A 16,493-nucleotide genomic window follows, 5' to 3' on the forward strand; every position below is an offset into this window, starting at 1 on the left:
CTATAGTCGAGCTCAGGCTTCAGGGGGATGGCCAATGCCGAAGGTGACTTTCGAGGTTACCTGCACCGCCGCGATCTATGTGGTGCGGGTCGACGATCAGGCGATCGAGTTCACGAACGACAAGGGCGCCAAGGAACTGCCCAGCGGGACGCATGGGCTAACGTGGCACATGGCCGGAAACCCCGGCGACACGTTCAGCCTCGCGGCCAAGGTCGGCGATACGTCGATCCTCAAAATCGAGGATCGGAAGATTCCCCCAAAACGCGAAAAGGCCTGGGGCCTGCGCAATCTCGTGGTGCCGGCATGAGACGCCACATCACCTATGGGCTGGCGGCCGTCGCGCTCATCTCAGCGGGCGCTTCCAGCGTCAATGCTCAGGCCACGCTCTCGGCCGACGAAATCGCCGACGCCAACCAGCGCTTCGCCTCCCCCGACGCCCAAGCAAAATGGGCCGGAACGGGCCTCCTGAAGCAGGCCGTCACCTTTGCAAACGCCGTCGAACTGACCGCCGGAGCCGAAGGGTCCGCCGCGACGATCAAGGCCGGCTACGTCAAGAATACCGGGGTCGGCCTCTGGAACCTCAGCCTGACAGCGACCTCTCCGTTCGACGAGGACACCAGCAAGGGCGGTTTTGCCCTCGATGAACTGACGCCAGGCTCGTCCCTGAAACTTCAATTGTCCTGGTCTTCCTTGAATATCGGCAAACGGGCCGAAACCGGGCCGGCGCAGGCGCTTTGCGACTCCATCGCGGTCGCCAAGGCCCTGGCCAAGGCAAAGACCCAGGCGGAAAGGGAGAAGGCCAGGGACGCCAAGGCCGAGGACTGCGACTCGCAGTGGATTTCCGACAACGCTCCTGAGCAGCTCGATACCTTCGACCGCTATGGCTTTGGTCTGGACGCGGGCGTCTGGACGGTCAGCGGGTTCGGCAAGATCGGCCACGCCTCGTATGAGTACCTCGACGCCGGCGCCTTCGCCAAGAAGACCGAGACCGAGACGCCGTGGTCGTTCGGGGTCACCGGGTCCTGGCAGCCCCTGTGGAAACGGCGCCTCTACACCATCAAGTACGAGCGGCAGCAGGGCTACAAGGCCCAGGACGACGCCACGATCTGTCCGCCAACCAGCGGAACCGCCTGCCTGACCGGAGCATTGGGATCGCCCAAGCACAATGACAAGGATCTGGTGTCGCTCGAGGTCCGCCAGCGCTTCACCGACACGATCGGACTCTCGCTCAGCGTCAGCTACGACCTCGGCAGCGAAGACTTCGGCTTCGAGGCGCCGCTGTATCTGATCGCCAGCGACGACTATGCCGGCGGCGTCAAGGCCACCTACAAGCGCGAGAACAAGGGCCCCAACGCCGACAAGGACGACTGGCAGTTCGGCGTCTTCGTGTCCAAGGCGCTCAGGCTCTACTGACGCGTCACAATCGCCCGCGCCGGCCGCCCTTCAGGCGGTCCAGGGCGCGGGGCGTATGCGGCGGCTCCGGCGTCTCGGCGAAAGCCGGGAGCGGTGCCGCCACCGGCTTCCGCGCCGGAACCATCGCCGCGATCTTGCGGACGGTGGCGGCCATCACGCCGCAGACCCTGGCCTTTTCGCGGGCCTTGCGGATCAGGGCGGGGTCGTCGGTCGCCTCGATCGAGGCCCAGACGGCGTCCAGCATCGCCATCAGCTTGGCCTGGTTGTCTTCGCACCAGCGTTCCGCGGAGGTCTGTGTCATGCCGCCAGCTTGAGGCCGGCCGGCGGACCGGGGACAAGAAACCTGCGTTTTCCTGCAAGCCTTTGAATTGGCTGAGGGCGCCGTCGAAAAGCACGGGGATTGGGATCCTCCCCCGCGCCACCCTGTGGATAACTTTCCCCTCACCCACAGTATCGAGATTGTCGCGTATCGAAATTCGACGCACAGTCCGCCCAACAAGCGTTCGGCCAATAAGTGCTCGGGGAGATGAGACGATGGGTGTCGGGGGTAAGGTCGCGCTGACGGCCGTGGGTCTGGTTCTGGCTGTTACCGCCGTGGTCGCCGTGCGCACTGCGACGTTCAAGGCGCCGGCCCAGGTCGATCCGGCCTCGGTGAAGCTGGCCTCGGCGCGTCCGGTCGACGTGGCCAAGGCCGCCGGGCGCCTGGCCGAAGCCGTGCGCTTCCAGACCATCAGCCACCAGGACAAGGCCGACGACCAGCCGGCCGAGTGGGACAAGCTGCACGCCTGGCTGCAGGCCACCTATCCGCTGGCCCACAAGGCGATGACCCGCGAGGTCGTGGCCGACCACACCCTGGTCTACACTTGGACCGGCTCGAACCCCGCCCTGCCGCCGATCGTCTTGATGGCCCACCAGGACGTGGTGCCGGTGACGCCGGGCAGCGAGGGCCAGTGGAGCCACCCGCCGTTCGACGGTGTCATCGCCGACGGCGCGGTCTGGGGTCGCGGCTCGATCGACGACAAGGGCTCGCTGGTCACCCTGTTCGAGGCGCTGGAAGGCGTCGCCGCCAGCGGCTTCAAGCCGGTGCGCACCGTGATCATCGTCAGCGGCCATGACGAGGAGGTGCGCGGCGTGGGCGCTCGCGCCGCCGCGGCCCTGCTGAAATCCCGCAACATCAAGGCCCAGTTCGTGCTGGACGAGGGCATGGCCGTGGTCGCCGACCACCCGGTCACCGGCAAGCCCGCCGCCATCATCGGCACGGCCGAGAAGGGCTACGCCACGATGAAGGTCACCGCCCCGGCCGTGGGCGGCCACTCGTCGGCGCCCCCCGCGGACGGCGGCGGCGTCGTCACCCTGTCCAAGGCCGTGGCGGCGATCAGCGACCACCCCTTCCCGATGAAGTTCCAGGGCCCCGGCGCCGACATGCTGGGCGCCATCGCCCCGCACGCCAAGCCGGAGGTGAAGATCTTCGCGGCCAACACCTGGCTGTTCTCGCCGCTCTTGGTGAAGGTCACGGCCAAGACTCCGGCGGGCGCGGCCATGCTGCACACCACGATCGCCCCGACCATGCTGAAGGGCTCGCCGAAGGAGAACGTCCTGCCGCAGGACGCCACGGCCTGGATCAACTACCGCATCGCGCCGGGCGACACCTCGGCCACCGTCATGGCGCGGGCCAAGGACGCGGTCGGCAAGCTGCCGGTCGAGCTGGCCTGGAGCAAGACGCCGGACGAGCCCTCGCCCGTCTCGTCGACCAGCTCGGACGCCTGGAAGACCATCGCCGGCCTGGCGGGCGACGAGAGCAAGGCTCCGGTCGTGCCGGGCCTGGTCACCGCCGGCACCGACAGCCGCTACATGGGCGGGGTGGCGTCGGACGTCTACCGCTTCCAGCCGCTGGTGCTGAAGGTCGAGGAGACCAAGATCATCCACGGCACCGACGAACACATCAGCCTGGACAATGTCGAGCGAATGGTGCGCTTCTATCAGCGCCTGGTGGAGACCGCCGCGTCGCGGTGACGTCTTTCTCGGGCAGGGGCGTGTTCGGGGGGAACACGGTCGGGGGACTTGGCGGAGAACATCCGCCCACAACTTTGGCTGTCGCTTTTCCGAACTTGAAACGGCTGTCGCATCCGCGTGCGACACTGCGCCTCAAGTTACAGCGTTCACCCAACCGCTAGAAGCGCCCCATGCCCGCCGACGACGCTCCGATGATCAAGGCCAACCCCTTGTCCGACAAGTTTGGCGAGGGCTTTGTCTGGGACGCCTGGTACGTCGCTTGCCTGTCTCCGGACATCAAGCCGGGCAAGGCCGAGAAGCGCGAATACCTGGGCGAGCCGATCCTGCTGGGCCGCACGCGCGCCGGCCAGGTCTACGCCATCCGTGACATCTGCCCCCACCGCGCCGCCGCTTTGTCGGCTGGCCGCGTGCACCGCGAGGCCGACGGCGCCGACAGCATCGAGTGCCCTTATCACGGCTGGCGCTTTGGGCCCGACGGGGCCTGCAAGTCGATCCCGTCCCTGACCGGCGACAGCGACTTCGACATCTCCAAGGTGCGGGTGCGCAAATATCCGACCGTCGAGCAGCAGGGCATGGTCTGGATCTGGATGTCCTCCAACCCGCGCTTCGACGGCGAGCCGCCGGAGCCGCCGCCGACCATCCCCGGCGTGGTGGGCGGCAAGCCCAAGCTGGTCGACCACCTGGACTACGACATCCATATCGACCACGCGGTGCTGGGCCTGATCGACCCGGCCCACGGTCCCTACGTGCATCAGCAATGGTGGTGGCGGACCAAGACCAGCCAGCACGAGAAGAAGAAGACCTTCTGCGCCTCGGAGGCTGGCTTCACCATGGTGCGGCACGAGCCGTCCAAGAACTCCAAGGCCTACGCCATCCTGGGTGGCGAGCCCCTGACCGAGATCACCTTCCGCCTGCCGGGCCTGCGCTGGGAGCATGTGACGGTGGGCGACAAGCAGGTGCTGGCCCTGTCGGCCATGACGCCGATCAACGCCACCAAGACCCGGATGAACCAGATCATGTGGTCGGATCACTGGGCCTTCACGGCCTTCTATCCGATCATCCGCATGGCCGCCCGCGCCTTCCTGCGCCAGGACGGGGCGATCGTGGCCGCGCAGACGCCGGGGCTGCAGCAGAACCCGCCGCTGATGTGGGTGGGCGACGCCGACCAGCAGGCGCGGTGGTATCACCAGTGCAAGCGGGAATGGACGGCCAGCCGGCGCGAGGGCCGGGCGTTCCTGAACCCGGTGAGGGACCAGACGCTGCGGTGGCGGACCTGAGCCTAGCGATCTACCGCCACCGCCTGCTCACCAGCCTCCGCACCCTGCCCACCGCGCGCGGCTGGCTGTTCTGCGCCGCCGTCTCCGCCGCCACCCTGGCGGTGATGATGGTCATCGGATTCGTCACGGGCCTCTACAAGCTGCAGCCCGCCGAGCCCGGCCTGCCCCTGCGGATGCTCATCGTGTTCTTTATCCCCGCCCTCGGCGAGGAGATCCCGTTCCGGGGCCTGCTGACGCCCGGCCCCAACGAGAGCAGCCGCCCCAAGCTGGAGATCGCGATCTCCACCGCCCTGTACACCGTCTGGCATGTGTTCGAGGCCGTGACCTTCCTGAAGTCGGCGGCCGGCATCTTCCTGCGCCCCGACTTCCTGCTGTGCTGCGCGGTGTTGGGCCTGGGCTGCGCGGTGACCAAGCGCCAGACCGGTTCGATCTGGCCGGCGGTGCTGCTGCACTGGGCGCTGGTGGTGGTCTGGCAGACCTGGCTGGGCGGGGTGAGCGCGCTCAGCTAGCGGCCACGAAAAAGCCCGCCCGGTCCCTAGGGGGAGGACCGAGCGGGCTCTCTTCTCAGAGCGCGGCCAGAGGGACGGAGCGGACGCGCTCCGAAAGCTCAGGCCTGGTTAAGCGCGGTAGACGTAAGCGCTCGAGACGTAGCCGACGCCGACGCCGTTCTGGCCAACCAGGATCCACTTGCCGTCACCGGTGCGGCCCAGGGCCTGGAAGGTCGTGCCCGAGGACACCGAACCCAGGCGCTCGCCGCGAGTGGAGGCGTCGGCCCGCAGGTTCACGGTCGAGCGGGTGACGTATTTCTTGTCCATCTTGACCAGGGGAGCGGCCTCGACGGTCTGGGCGTAGCGATAGCCGCCCGACTTGTAGATGCCGCCGACCTCCTTGGCCGCGTCCTTCTTCTGCACGCCGCAGCCGATGGCCGAGCCGGCGCCCGCGCCGACCACGGCGCCGATGGCCGTGCCCGTGCCGCGATCGCCCTTGCCGGCGATCTTGTTGCCGGCGAAGGCGCCCAGCAGGCCGCCGACGACGGCGCCGACTTCTTGCTTCGAACCGGAGGCCTTGCAGCCGACGACGCCGGCATTGGCTTGAGGAGCGGCGGCCAGCGACAGGGTGGCGGCGGCGGCGCCCAGGGTCAGGGTGATGGTCTTGATCTTCGTCGAGATGGTCATGGTCGTATGTCCCTTTGAAAGTGTTCGGGGTCAGCAACCCCGTGAGACAGACCATGACAGGGCGAAGCTGAACGGTTGCGCGGACCGGTTCAGCAGATTTCGTTCATGTTGAAAAAAGTTCGCCGGAGGTGTTACAGGCCCGCCCTCGACGACCTCAGACACCTCGGAAAATCTGGCGATGATCCAGCCTGGCGCGACGTTCAAGGACAACCTTCAGCAACTGCCGCCCATCGCCGGCGTGCAGCGCATCGACCTGATCGACGCCCAGGGCGGCGTGGTCGCCAGCATCGAGAACCAGCCGGGCAAGCAAGGCTCGGTGGCCGTCTATCAGTATCTGAAGCAAGCCTTCGGCGCCCTGGATGCGCGGACGGCCGAGCACGGTCTGGCCATGTTCGCCGAGCACACGGCGGATGCGCGCGAGCGTCCCGGCGCGCATCCGAACGTCGACCGCCTGCTGGAGATCGCCGCCGGCGGCGCGCCGCTCAGCATCGAGATCGTCTAGGCTCCCAGCGCGTACGGCCCGCTCTTCTCCAGCGCCGTCTTCCAGGCCGGCCGCGCGTGCATGCGGCCGATCCAGGCGGCCATGTGCGGATATTCCGGCAGCTTGCCCATGGCCTTGGCGACCTCGGGCACGAAGCTCATCTGGATGTCGGCGCCGGTCAGGCTGTCGCCGACGAAGAACTCCCGCCCCGCCAGGCTGTCGTTGACGAACGACAGGTGGTTGGCGATCTCGCCCTGGATGCGCGGGTGCAGCGGCGCGCCGGCCTCGCCCAGACGGCCGACATACATGTTGAGCATCAGCGGCAGCATGGCCGAGCCCTCGGCATAGTGCAGCCACTGCTGGTAGCGGTCGAAGTCGGCGCTCGCCGCGTCAGGCGCCAGGCGACCATCGCCCTGGCGGCGGATGACGTAGTCGATGATCGCCCCGGACTCGATGACGGTGAGATCGCCATCCACGATCACCGGCGACTTGCCCAGCGGGTGCACGGCCAGCAGCGATGGCGGGGCCAGGCGGGTCTTGGGATCGCGAGTATGCGGCACGATCTCGTAGGGGAGGTTCAGTTCCTCCAGCAGCCACAGGATCCGCTGCGAGCGCGACTCGTTCAGATGATGAACCGTCAGCATTGTTTCTTCCCCGGATTGTGAACCGCATGTTGCGTCGCGGCATTGCTCGCAGATGCGAAAGGCGCGAGGGTGAAAGAAAACGCCTGTTTGGCGCAGGGGAGCAAGCATGACGCATACGGCAAGCGAGAACCTCATTCTCCCCGGACTGACCGGCCTGCTGCGCGAGGCGGCCGACGCGGCCGGACTGTTCGTGGCCGAGGCCAAGCCGCAGGTGCTGGCCCACATCGCCCCCGACGGCGGCAAGATCGATCGCAAGCTGGCCGACGTCCACCAGCACCGCGTCCACGGCTACGGCTGGTACGCGGCCTATGCCGAGCTGCTGAACCAGGTCGCTGGCTGGGCCGAGCGCCTGCAGGACGAAGGCCGGTTCGGCGAGATCGAGGCCCTGCTGGCCCAGCTGCTGTTCTCCGAATACTGCGCCCAGCTGGTCGGCGGCGTGCCGATGAACCAGGGCGAGATCGTCCGTCCGGCGCACCTGGTGGAAGACCGCGCGGTGCTGAACCGGCTCTATTCCAATGGCCTGATGAAGCTGATGGTCGAGGGCGGGACCCAGGCGGTGAAGACCCGCGTCGCCCAGCGCCTGGCCGAGGCGCGCGGCCGGCCGACGCTGGAATACACCGGTCTCGACGAGACCTTCGAGATGATCCGCGACCAGTTCCACGCCTTCGCGGAAGAGAAGGTCACCCCCTTCGCCCACGAATGGCACCTGAAGGACCAACTGATCCCGATCGAGCTGGTCGAGGAACTGGGCGCCCTGGGCGTGTTCGGCCTGACCATCCCAGAGGAGTTCGGCGGCAGCGGCATGGGCAAGACCGCCATGTGCGTGGTGTCCGAGGAGCTGTCGCGCGCCTGGATCGGCGTCGGCTCGCTGGCCACCCGCTCGGAGATCGCCGGCGAGCTGATCCTGACCGGCGGCACCGACGCCCAGAAGGAATACTGGCTGCCCAAGATCGCCAGCGCCGAGATCCTGCCGACCGCGGTGTTCACCGAGCCGAACACCGGCAGCGACCTCGGGTCCTTGCGCACCCGTGCGGTGCTGGACGGCGACGAGTATGTCGTCACCGGGAACAAGACTTGGATCACCCACGCCGCCCGCGCCGACGTCATGACCCTGCTGGTCCGCACCGACCCGGCCACCACCGACTACCGCGGCCTCTCCATGCTGCTGGCCCCCAAGCCGCGCGGCGTCGAGGGCGACGACTTCCCGGCCGAGGGGATGAGCGGCGGTGAGATCGGGGTGATCGGCTATCGCGGCATGAAGGAGTTCGAGCTGGGCTTCGATGGCTTCACCGTGCCGGCGGAAAACCTGCTGGGCGGCGTTCCGGGCCAGGGCTTCAAGCAGCTGATGGCCACCTTCGAGAGCGCCCGCATCCAGACCGCCGCCCGCGCCGTCGGGGTCGCCCAGGCGGCGCTGGAAACCGGGCTCGGCTACGCCCTCGACCGCCAGCAGTTCGGCCAGGCGATCTTCGACTTCCCGCGCGTGTCCAACAAGCTGGCCATGATGGCCGCCGAGATCATGGGCGTGCGCCAGCTGACCTACTACGCCGCCCGCCAGAAGGACGAGGGCAAGCGCTGCGACCTCGAGGCCGGCATGGCCAAGCTGATCGCCGCCCGCGTGGCCTGGGCGGCGGCCGACAACGCCCTGCAGATCCACGGCGGCAACGGCTTCGCGATGGAATACGCCGCCAGCCGCCTGCTGGCTGACGCCCGAATCCTCAACATCTTCGAGGGCGCCGGCGAGATCCAGGCGCAGGTGATCGCGCGGCGGCTGCTGGACGGGGGCAACTGACCCAAAACCGTTCAGGGTCGTTTCTTGCGGCCTTGCCGCCCCCTCAAGCATCAGCATAGCGTGGCCCTTCGTTTCGAAGGATCACCCATGCTCGCCACGACCCGCCGCTCCGCCCTCGTCTCGGCTCTGGCGACCACGGGTCTGGCGGCGTTTGGCAGTCGGTCGTTCGCGCAGGAGACCGGCTCGGTCGCCGCCGCCGTGGACCAGCTGGCCCAGGACGTCATGGCCGCCTTCCCCGACGAGCCGGGCCTGGGCGTCACCGTCGTCGAGCGCGGCAAGGTCACCCTGGCCAAGGGCTATGGCGTCAAGGCGCTGGGCCAGCCCGACCGCTGCGACGAGAACACCATCTTCGGCATCGCCTCCAATACCAAGGCCATGACGGCGGCCCTGATCGCCATGCTGGTCGAGGAGGGCAAGGTCGCCTGGGACGATCCGGTCACCAAGCACCTGCCGGCCTTCCAGATGAGCGACCCGGTCATCACCAAGCTGATGACCGTCCGCGACCTGCTGGTCCACCGCAGCGGCCTGACCCTGGGCGCGGGCGACCTGATGATCTGGCCGGCTCCGACCCATACCCGCGCCGACATCGTGGCGGGCCTCAAGTACCTGCCGATCGGCGGCCAGTTCCGGGGCGGCTATGCCTATGACAACGTCCTCTACGTCGCCGCCGGGGCAGTGATCGAGGCGGTGACCGGCCAGTCGTGGGAGACCATGATCAAGAGCCGGATCTTCGAGCCCCTGAAGATGACCAGCACGGTCTCCAGCCCCGCCTTGGTCGACAAGTCCCGCCGCGCCGCGCCGCACGCGCGCCTGGGTCCGCCGGTGCGGGGCCTGGGTCCACAAAAGGTGCTGCCATTCGACAACAGCTTCGACGCCGCCGCCCCCGCCGGCGGGGTCAATTCCACGCCCAAGGACATCGGCCAATGGATGCTGGTGCAGCTGGGCCTGGGGATGCTGCCGAACGGCAAGCGCCTGTGGGGCGAGCCCTCGGCCCGCGAGATGTGGAAGCCGCAGACCATCACCAGCTGGACCGACGGCCCGATCGACGAGAACCCGGTCCGCCCGTCGATGCAGGCCTATGGCCTGGGCTGGTTCGTCCAGGACCACCGGGGCGAGCGGCTGCTGTGGCACACCGGCGGCCTGGCCGGCTTCATCTCGTACACGGGCCTGCTACCGGGCCGGAAGTCGGGTATCATGATCATGACCAACGCCGAGGAGGCGCCCGTCCTGCGCACCCTGCGCTTTGGCGGTCCCGACCGGCTGCAGGGCCGCAGCGACTTCGACTGGATCGCCTCGTCCAAGCGCGTCCAGGCCGAGGCCGACGCCAACACGATCAAGGACGCCGCGCGGGCCACGACCACCGCCACGCCGGGCGGCGCCAAGCCCAGCCTGCCGCTGGCCGCCTATGCCGGCGTCTATCGTGATCCCTGGTACGGCACGGTGACCATCAGCCTGGTCGGCAAAGGTAAGAAGCAGGCCTTGACCGTCTCGTTCGACAAGACCCCCGCCCTGCGCGGCAAGCTGGACCCGTTCGACGGCGACATGTTCAAGACCACCTTCGATGATCGCACCCAGGAAGACGCCTTCATCACTTTTGACATTGAGAAGGGGGGCGACCTGAAGGACGGCAAGGTGGTCTCGGCGCTGGTCAAGGCGGTCTCGCCGCTGGCCGATTTCAGCTACGATTACCAGGATCTGCGCCTTTCCAAGGTGAGCTGAACGCGAAACGGCGAAGCTTCGGAACCCACCCTCAACAGCCGCGTTGTCGAATGAGTTTGGGGGTGGGTCTGCTCTGGCGTCGCGATCCTTTTCCGATCGCCGCCGCGCCCCCGAACCCAGGTCAACGCACGTGGGGGTGCATGCATATGCAAGGCGTTTTGGAGCGGTCCGCCAGTGGCCGCGAGCTCGACGGCCATCAGCTGCTGGCGGCGCTGCGCGCGTTCCGCCGCGGCGACTTCTCGGTCCGCCTGCCCACCGACCTGTCAGGTCTGGACGGCGAGCTGGCCGAGGCCTTCAATGATGCTGTCGACCTAAACGACCGGATCTCGAAAGAGTTCGAACGGCTGCGCGACGTGGTCGGCCGCCAGGGCAAGATCAACCAGCGCGCCCAGCTGCCAGGCGCCGTGGGCGCCTGGGCCGAGAGCGTCGAGAACGTCAACAGCCTGATCACCGACATGGTGCACCCGACCGCCGAAATGGCGCGGGTCATCGGCGCCGTGGCCAATGGCGACCTCTCCCAGACCATGGACCTTGAGAACGAGGACCGGCCCCTGCGCGGCGAGTTCCTGCGCACCGGCAAGGTCGTCAACACCATGGTCGGGCAGCTGGGCTCGTTCGCCTCGGAAGTGACCCGCGTGGCCCGTGAAGTCGGCACCGAAGGCAAGCTGGGCGGCCAGGCCCAGGTGAAGGGCGTCACCGGCGCCTGGAAGGATCTCACCGACAACGTGAACCTGATGGCCGGCAACCTGACCGGCCAGGTCCGCAACATCGCCGAGGTGACCACCGCCGTCGCCAACGGCGACTTGAGCCGCAAGATCACCGTCGACGTGAAGGGCGAGGTGCTGGAGCTGAAGAACACCATCAACACCATGGTGGACCAGCTCAACAGCTTCGCTTCGGAAGTCACACGCGTGGCCCGCGAAGTGGGCACCGAAGGCAAGCTGGGCGGCCAGGCCCAGGTCAAGGGCGTCACCGGCGCCTGGAAAGAACTGACCGACAACGTCAACCTGATGGCCGGCAACCTGACCGGCCAGGTCCGCAACATCGCCGAGGTAACCACCGCCGTGGCCCGCGGCGACCTTTCCAAGAAGATCACCGTCGACGTGCGCGGCGAAATCCTGGAGCTGAAGGACACCATCAACGTCATGGTGGACCAGCTGAACGCCTTCGCCAGCGAAGTGACCCGGGTGGCGCGCGAAGTCGGAACCGAAGGCAAGCTGGGCGGCCAGGCGCGCGTGGAAGGCGTGACCGGGGCCTGGAAGGACCTTACCGACAACGTCAACTTCATGGCCGCCAACCTGACGGGTCAGGTCCGGAACATCGCCGAAGTGACCACCGCCGTCGCCAATGGCGACCTCTCCAAGAAGATCACCGTCGACGTGAAGGGCGAGATCCTCGAGCTCAAATCGACCATCAACGTCATGGTCGATCAGCTGAACGCCTTCGCCAGCGAAGTGACCCGCGTGGCCCGCGAAGTGGGCACGGAAGGCAAGCTGGGCGGCCAGGCCAACGTCACCGGCGTCGGCGGCACCTGGAAGGAGCTGACCGACAACGTCAACCTGATGGCCGGCAACCTGACCGGCCAGGTGCGTAACATCGCCGAAGTGACCACCGCCGTGGCCATGGGCGACTTGTCCAAGAAGATCACCGTCGACGTGAAGGGCGAGATCCTGGAGCTGAAGAACACCATCAACACCATGGTGGACCAGCTCAACTCGTTCAGCTCGGAAGTCACCCGCGTGGCCCGCGAAGTCGGCACCGAAGGCAAGCTGGGCGGCCAGGCTCAGGTGAAGGGCGTGACCGGCGCCTGGAAGGACCTCACCGACAACGTCAACTTCATGGCCGCCAACCTGACGGGTCAGGTCCGCAACATCGCCGACGTCACCACCGCCGTGGCCAATGGCGACCTTTCCAAGAAGATCACCGTCGACGTGAAGGGCGAGATCCTGGAGCTGAAGTCGACCATCAACATCATGGTCGACCAGCTGAACGCCTTCGCCTCGGAAGTGACCCGCGTAGCCCGCGAAGTCGGCACCGAAGGCAAGCTGGGCGGCCAGGCCCAGGTGAAGGGCGTGGGCGGCGCCTGGAAGGAACTGACCGACAACGTGAACCTGATGGCCGGCAACCTGACCGGCCAGGTCCGCAACATCGCCGAGGTGACCACCGCAGTCGCCATGGGCGACCTGTCCAAGAAGATCACCGTCGACGTGAAGGGCGAGATCCTGGAGCTGAAGAACACCATCAATGTCATGGTGGACCAGCTGAACAGCTTCTCGTCGGAAGTGACGCGCGTGGCGCGCGAAGTCGGCACCGAAGGCAAGCTGGGCGGTCAGGCCCAGGTGAAGGGCGTCACCGGCGCCTGGAAGGACCTCACCGACAACGTCAACTTCATGGCCGCCAACCTGACCGGCCAGGTCCGCAACATCGCCGACGTGACGACCGCCGTCGCCAAGGGCGACCTCTCCAAGAAGATCACTGTCGACGTGAAGGGCGAGATCCTGGAGCTGAAGTCGACCATCAACGTCATGGTCGATCAGCTGAACGGTTTTGCCTCGGAAGTGACCCGTCTGGCCCGTGAAGTGGGTACGGAAGGCAAGCTGGGCGGCCAGGCGCAAGTGCCCGGCGTGGCCGGCACCTGGAAGGACCTGACCGACAACGTCAACATGATGGCCGCCAACCTGACCGGCCAGGTCCGCAACATCGCCGACGTCGTGACCTCGGTCGCGCAAGGCAACCTCAAGCGCAAGCTGACCCTGGACGCCAAGGGCGAGATCGCCTCGCTGGCCGACACCATCAACGGCATGATCGAGACCCTGGCCACCTTCGCCGACCAGGTGACCAACGTGGCCCGCGAAGTGGGTTCGGAAGGCAAGCTGGGCGGCCAGGCCCGGGTCCCCGGGGCCGCCGGCCTGTGGCGCGACCTGACCGACAACGTCAACGAGCTGGCCGCCAACCTGACCACTCAGGTCCGCGCCATCGCCGAGGTGTCGACGGCCGTGACCAAGGGCGACCTGACGCGGTCGATCACCGTGGAAGCCTCGGGCGAAGTGGCCGCGCTGAAGGACAACATCAACGAGATGATCCGCAATCTGAAGGATCAGACTCTGAAGAACACCGAGCAGGACTGGCTGAAGACCAATCTGGCCCGGTTCAGCCGCATGCTGCAGGGCGAGCGCGACCTGTCGACCGTGTCGAACCTGGTCCTCTCCGAGCTGGCCCCGCTGATCAACGCCCAGCACGGGGTCTTCTACGTCTCCGACACCAGCGACACCGGCGAGGCGGTGCTGACCCTGGCCGCCAGCTATGCCGGCAATCGTCGCAAGCCCCCGGCGTCCCAACTGCACCTGCGCGAAGGCCTGATCGGCCAGTGCGCGGCCGAGAAGGAACGGATCCTGCTGACCAACGTCCCCAAGGACTACGTCAAGGTCAGCTCCGGGCTCGGCGAAAGCGCCCCGCGCAGCATCATCGTCCTGCCGGCCCTGTTCGAAGGCGAGCTGAAGGCGGTGATCGAACTGGCCAGCTTCGGCGAGTTCAACGAGACCCAGCAGGCGTTCCTGGACCAGCTGATGGAATCCATCGGCATCGTGCTGTCGACCATCGGCGCCAACATGCGGACCGAAGGCCTGCTGGAACAGTCGCAGCTGCTGACCGCCGAACTGCAGGCCCAGCAGGAAGAGCTGAAGAAGACCAACGACCGCCTGGAACAGCAGGCCGCCTCGCTCCGTCAGTCCGAGGAACTGCTGCGCTCCAAGCAGGACGAACTGCAGACCACCAATGCCGAACTGGAGGACAAGGCCATCCTGCTGTCGGCCCAGAACAAGCAGGTGGAAGCCAAGAACGCCGAGGTCGAGCAGGCCAAGGCGGCGCTGGAGGAGAAGGCCGAGCAACTGGCCCTGACCTCCAAGTACAAGTCCGAGTTCCTGGCCAATATGAGCCACGAACTGCGCACGCCGCTGAACAGCCTGCTGATCCTGTCGAAAATGCTCAGCGAGAACGCGCAAGGGAACTTGAGCGACAAGCAGGTGGAGTTCTCCAAGAACATCCACTCGGCTGGCGCCGACCTCCTGGGCCTGATCAACGACATCCTCGACCTGTCGAAGATCGAGAGCGGCACGGTCACGCTCGACATCGGCCAGATGCCGTTCGCGTCCCTGCGCGACCAGACCCAGCGCACCTTCGCCCAGCTGGCCCAGGACAAGCGGCTGGACTTCGGCATCGCCATCGACCCGGCCCTGCCGCCGGCCATGTACACCGACGACAAGCGCCTGCAGCAGGTGATCAAGAACCTGCTGTCCAACGCCTTCAAGTTCACCCAGGCCGGCTCGGTGAAGCTGTCGGTCCGTCGCGCCGAGTCCGGTTGGGCGCTGGGCAACGACCACCTGAACAAGGCCGGCCAGGTGCTGGCCTTCGAGGTCGCCGACACCGGCATCGGCATCCCGGAAGACAAGCAGCGGATCATCTTCGAGGCCTTCCAGCAGGCCGACGGCACCACCAGCCGCAAGTACGGCGGCACGGGCCTGGGCCTGTCGATCAGCCGCGAGATCACCCGCCTGCTGGGCGGCGAGCTGAAGGTCGTCTCGACCCCGGGCGAAGGCTCGACCTTCACCCTGTACCTGCCGCTGAACTTCAGCCCGACGGCCCAGCCCGCGCCGCTGCTGTCGGCGCGCGCGCCGACGCCCCCGTCCTCGACCTTCACCTTCTCGACCGCCGACGCCCCGTCGTACGAGCCGGTCGAGAGCGTCATCGACGACCGCGACACCGTCACCCCCGAGGACCCGACCGTGCTGATCGTCGAGGACGACCCGCGCTTCGCCTCGATCCTGCTGGCCCTGGCCCGCGACAACGGCTTCAAGGGCGTGGTCACCGCCGAGGGCTCCTCGGTGCCGTCGCTGGCCCGCCGCTTCGCCCCCGAAGCCATCCTGCTGGACGTGGGCCTGCCCGACATGGACGGCCTGGCCCTGCTCGACTTGCTCAAGCGCACCCCCGAGACCCGCCACATCCCGGTGCAGGTGATCTCGGCCGACGACCGCGGCGGTCTCTCGCTGTCGATGGGCGCCCTGGGCTTCACCAGCAAGCCGGTCGAGCAGGAGGCGGTGGTCTCCACCCTGGACCGCGTGCGCCGCTTGGCCGACCAGCCCGAGCGCACCCCGATCCTGGTCGACGGCGACAAGACCACGGCCGAACTGCTGAAGTCGGTGTTCGGCGCGGTTCGCCCCGAAACCGATCTGGCGACCCTGCCGCCCGAGGCCTTCACCGGCGAACAGGGCTGCCTGGTCGTCGCGGTCAGCGGTGGCTCGGTCGGCTCGGCCCTGGACCTGCTCAAGCAGCGCGGCGCGGTGTCGGGCTCGACGGTGCTCTACGCCACCAGCGACCTGGACGCCGAGGACGAGCGCCGTCTGCGCCTGTCGGTCTTCACCGGCGCGGCCCGTATCGCCCGCACGGCCGAGCAGCTGATCGACCACGTGGCCCTGATCCAGCACGCCCCGGTCGAGCGCCTGCCCGACACGGCCCGCGCCATGCTGACCAAGACCAAGCACGCCGACGCGGTCCTGACCGGACGGACGGCGGTGGTCATCGATGACGACATCCGCAACATCTTCTCCCTGGCCAGCGCCCTGGAGGAATACGGCATCGAGCTGCGCTACGCCGAGAGCGGCCGCGCGGGGCTGGAGCTGCTGGACAGCCTGCCGGCCGTCGACATGGTGCTGGTCGACATCATGATGCCCGACATGGACGGCTACGAGACCATGCGCGAGATCCGCGCCCGGTCGCGCTTCGCCGACCTGCCGGTGGTCGCCGTCACCGCCAAGGCCATGAAGGGCGATCGCCAGAAGTGCATGCAGGCCGGGGCCTCGGACTATGTGTCCAAGCCCGTCGACCTGGACCAGCTGATCTCGGTCCTGCGGGTCTCGGTGCAGCGCGCCGACGCCCGCAAGCTGGCCGGCGACAACATCATAAGCTTGGCCAGCGTCGTCCAGTGAA

General features: G+C 67.4%; 12 protein-coding genes. 9 read left to right on the plus strand and 3 right to left on the minus strand.

Annotation, left to right across the window (positions count from 1 at the left end; all coding sequences use genetic code 11):
• Positions 1–34 precede the first annotated feature (34 nt).
• Complete coding sequence (locus AC1RR5_RS10580) at positions 35–307, plus strand: hypothetical protein (protein ID WP_492921412.1); 273 nt, start codon at positions 35–37, stop codon at positions 305–307.
• Positions 304–1,413 carry a hypothetical protein gene (locus AC1RR5_RS10585; protein WP_492921414.1) on the plus strand — a complete coding sequence of 370 codons (1,110 nt, stop codon included), beginning with the start codon at positions 304–306 and terminating at the stop codon, positions 1,411–1,413. Before AC1RR5_RS10580 ends, AC1RR5_RS10585 begins: the two co-directional genes overlap by 4 nt.
• A 4-nt stretch (positions 1,414–1,417) precedes the next feature.
• On the opposite strand, the gene AC1RR5_RS10590 is transcribed toward AC1RR5_RS10585, so the two are convergent.
• The gene (locus AC1RR5_RS10590; protein ID WP_492921416.1) at positions 1,418–1,714 is read right to left on the minus strand and encodes a hypothetical protein; all 297 of its coding nucleotides are present in this window, start codon (positions 1,712–1,714) and stop codon (positions 1,418–1,420) included.
• Positions 1,715–1,947: 233 nt separating this feature from the next.
• On the opposite strand from AC1RR5_RS10590, the gene AC1RR5_RS10595 reads away from it, so the two are divergent.
• The 3 genes from AC1RR5_RS10595 to AC1RR5_RS10605 all read left to right on the plus strand — a co-directional run bounded on the left by AC1RR5_RS10595 (position 1,948) and on the right by AC1RR5_RS10605 (position 5,212).
• Positions 1,948–3,426: a M20 family peptidase gene (locus AC1RR5_RS10595; protein ID WP_492921418.1), complete on the plus strand. Its 1,479-nt coding sequence runs from the start codon at positions 1,948–1,950 to the stop codon at positions 3,424–3,426.
• Between the two features lie 170 nt (positions 3,427–3,596).
• The gene (locus AC1RR5_RS10600; protein WP_492921420.1) at positions 3,597–4,703 is read left to right on the plus strand and encodes a Rieske 2Fe-2S domain-containing protein; all 1,107 of its coding nucleotides are present in this window, start codon (positions 3,597–3,599) and stop codon (positions 4,701–4,703) included.
• Positions 4,691–5,212, plus strand: coding sequence for a CPBP family glutamic-type intramembrane protease (locus AC1RR5_RS10605; RefSeq protein WP_492921421.1), 522 nt, complete (start codon positions 4,691–4,693; stop codon positions 5,210–5,212). Before AC1RR5_RS10600 ends, AC1RR5_RS10605 begins: the two co-directional genes overlap by 13 nt.
• Positions 5,213–5,320: 108 nt before the next feature.
• Here the strand turns inward: AC1RR5_RS10605 and AC1RR5_RS10610 are convergent, their stop codons facing one another.
• Entirely contained in the window at positions 5,321–5,878 is a 558-nt protein-coding gene (locus AC1RR5_RS10610; protein ID WP_492921423.1) for an SH3 domain-containing protein, read from the minus strand.
• A gap of 178 nt (positions 5,879–6,056) precedes the next feature.
• Here AC1RR5_RS10610 and AC1RR5_RS10615 point away from each other — a divergent pair, with 178 nt between their 5' ends.
• The gene (locus AC1RR5_RS10615) at positions 6,057–6,380 is read left to right on the plus strand and encodes a DUF2322 family protein (protein ID WP_492921424.1); all 324 of its coding nucleotides are present in this window, start codon (positions 6,057–6,059) and stop codon (positions 6,378–6,380) included.
• On the opposite strand, the gene AC1RR5_RS10620 is transcribed toward AC1RR5_RS10615, so the two are convergent.
• On the minus strand, positions 6,377–7,003 hold the full coding sequence (locus AC1RR5_RS10620) for a glutathione S-transferase family protein (protein WP_492921426.1): 627 nt from the start codon (positions 7,001–7,003) through the stop codon (positions 6,377–6,379). The genes AC1RR5_RS10615 and AC1RR5_RS10620 overlap by 4 nt on opposite strands.
• A 106-nt stretch (positions 7,004–7,109) precedes the next feature.
• Between AC1RR5_RS10620 and AC1RR5_RS10625 the strand changes: the two genes are divergently transcribed.
• The 3 genes from AC1RR5_RS10625 to AC1RR5_RS10635 all read left to right on the plus strand — a co-directional run bounded on the left by AC1RR5_RS10625 (position 7,110) and on the right by AC1RR5_RS10635 (position 16,492).
• Positions 7,110–8,792 carry an acyl-CoA dehydrogenase family protein gene (locus AC1RR5_RS10625; protein WP_492921428.1) on the plus strand — a complete coding sequence of 561 codons (1,683 nt, stop codon included), beginning with the start codon at positions 7,110–7,112 and terminating at the stop codon, positions 8,790–8,792.
• Positions 8,793–8,879: 87 nt separating this feature from the next.
• On the plus strand, positions 8,880–10,511 hold the full coding sequence (locus AC1RR5_RS10630) for a serine hydrolase (protein WP_492921430.1): 1,632 nt from the start codon (positions 8,880–8,882) through the stop codon (positions 10,509–10,511).
• A 140-nt stretch (positions 10,512–10,651) separates the two neighbouring features.
• Complete coding sequence (locus AC1RR5_RS10635; protein ID WP_492921432.1) at positions 10,652–16,492, plus strand: HAMP domain-containing protein; 5,841 nt, start codon at positions 10,652–10,654, stop codon at positions 16,490–16,492.
• Position 16,493: the final 1 nt, after the last annotated feature.

This window comes from Caulobacter sp. GW821-FHT11E11, from assembly GCF_058808315.1.

Excerpts from the sequence above, each read along its gene's own strand:
- AC1RR5_RS10595 (WP_492921418.1), top strand. The coding sequence starts at position 1,948 with ATGGGTGTCGGGGGTAAGGTCGCGCTGACGGCCGTGGGTCTGGTTCTG.
- AC1RR5_RS10630 (WP_492921430.1), top strand. The coding sequence starts at position 8,880 with ATGCTCGCCACGACCCGCCGCTCCGCCCTCGTCTCGGCTCTGGCGACC.
- AC1RR5_RS10580 (WP_492921412.1), top strand. The coding sequence starts at position 35 with ATGCCGAAGGTGACTTTCGAGGTTACCTGCACCGCCGCGATCTATGTG.
- AC1RR5_RS10590 (WP_492921416.1), bottom strand. The coding sequence starts at position 1,714 with ATGACACAGACCTCCGCGGAACGCTGGTGCGAAGACAACCAGGCCAAG.
- AC1RR5_RS10625 (WP_492921428.1), top strand. The coding sequence starts at position 7,110 with ATGACGCATACGGCAAGCGAGAACCTCATTCTCCCCGGACTGACCGGC.
- AC1RR5_RS10600 (WP_492921420.1), top strand. The coding sequence starts at position 3,597 with ATGCCCGCCGACGACGCTCCGATGATCAAGGCCAACCCCTTGTCCGAC.
- AC1RR5_RS10620 (WP_492921426.1), bottom strand. The coding sequence starts at position 7,003 with ATGCTGACGGTTCATCATCTGAACGAGTCGCGCTCGCAGCGGATCCTG.
- AC1RR5_RS10635 (WP_492921432.1), top strand. The coding sequence starts at position 10,652 with ATGCATATGCAAGGCGTTTTGGAGCGGTCCGCCAGTGGCCGCGAGCTC.
- AC1RR5_RS10610 (WP_492921423.1), bottom strand. The coding sequence starts at position 5,878 with ATGACCATCTCGACGAAGATCAAGACCATCACCCTGACCCTGGGCGCC.
- AC1RR5_RS10585 (WP_492921414.1), top strand. The coding sequence starts at position 304 with ATGAGACGCCACATCACCTATGGGCTGGCGGCCGTCGCGCTCATCTCA.
- AC1RR5_RS10615 (WP_492921424.1), top strand. The coding sequence starts at position 6,057 with ATGATCCAGCCTGGCGCGACGTTCAAGGACAACCTTCAGCAACTGCCG.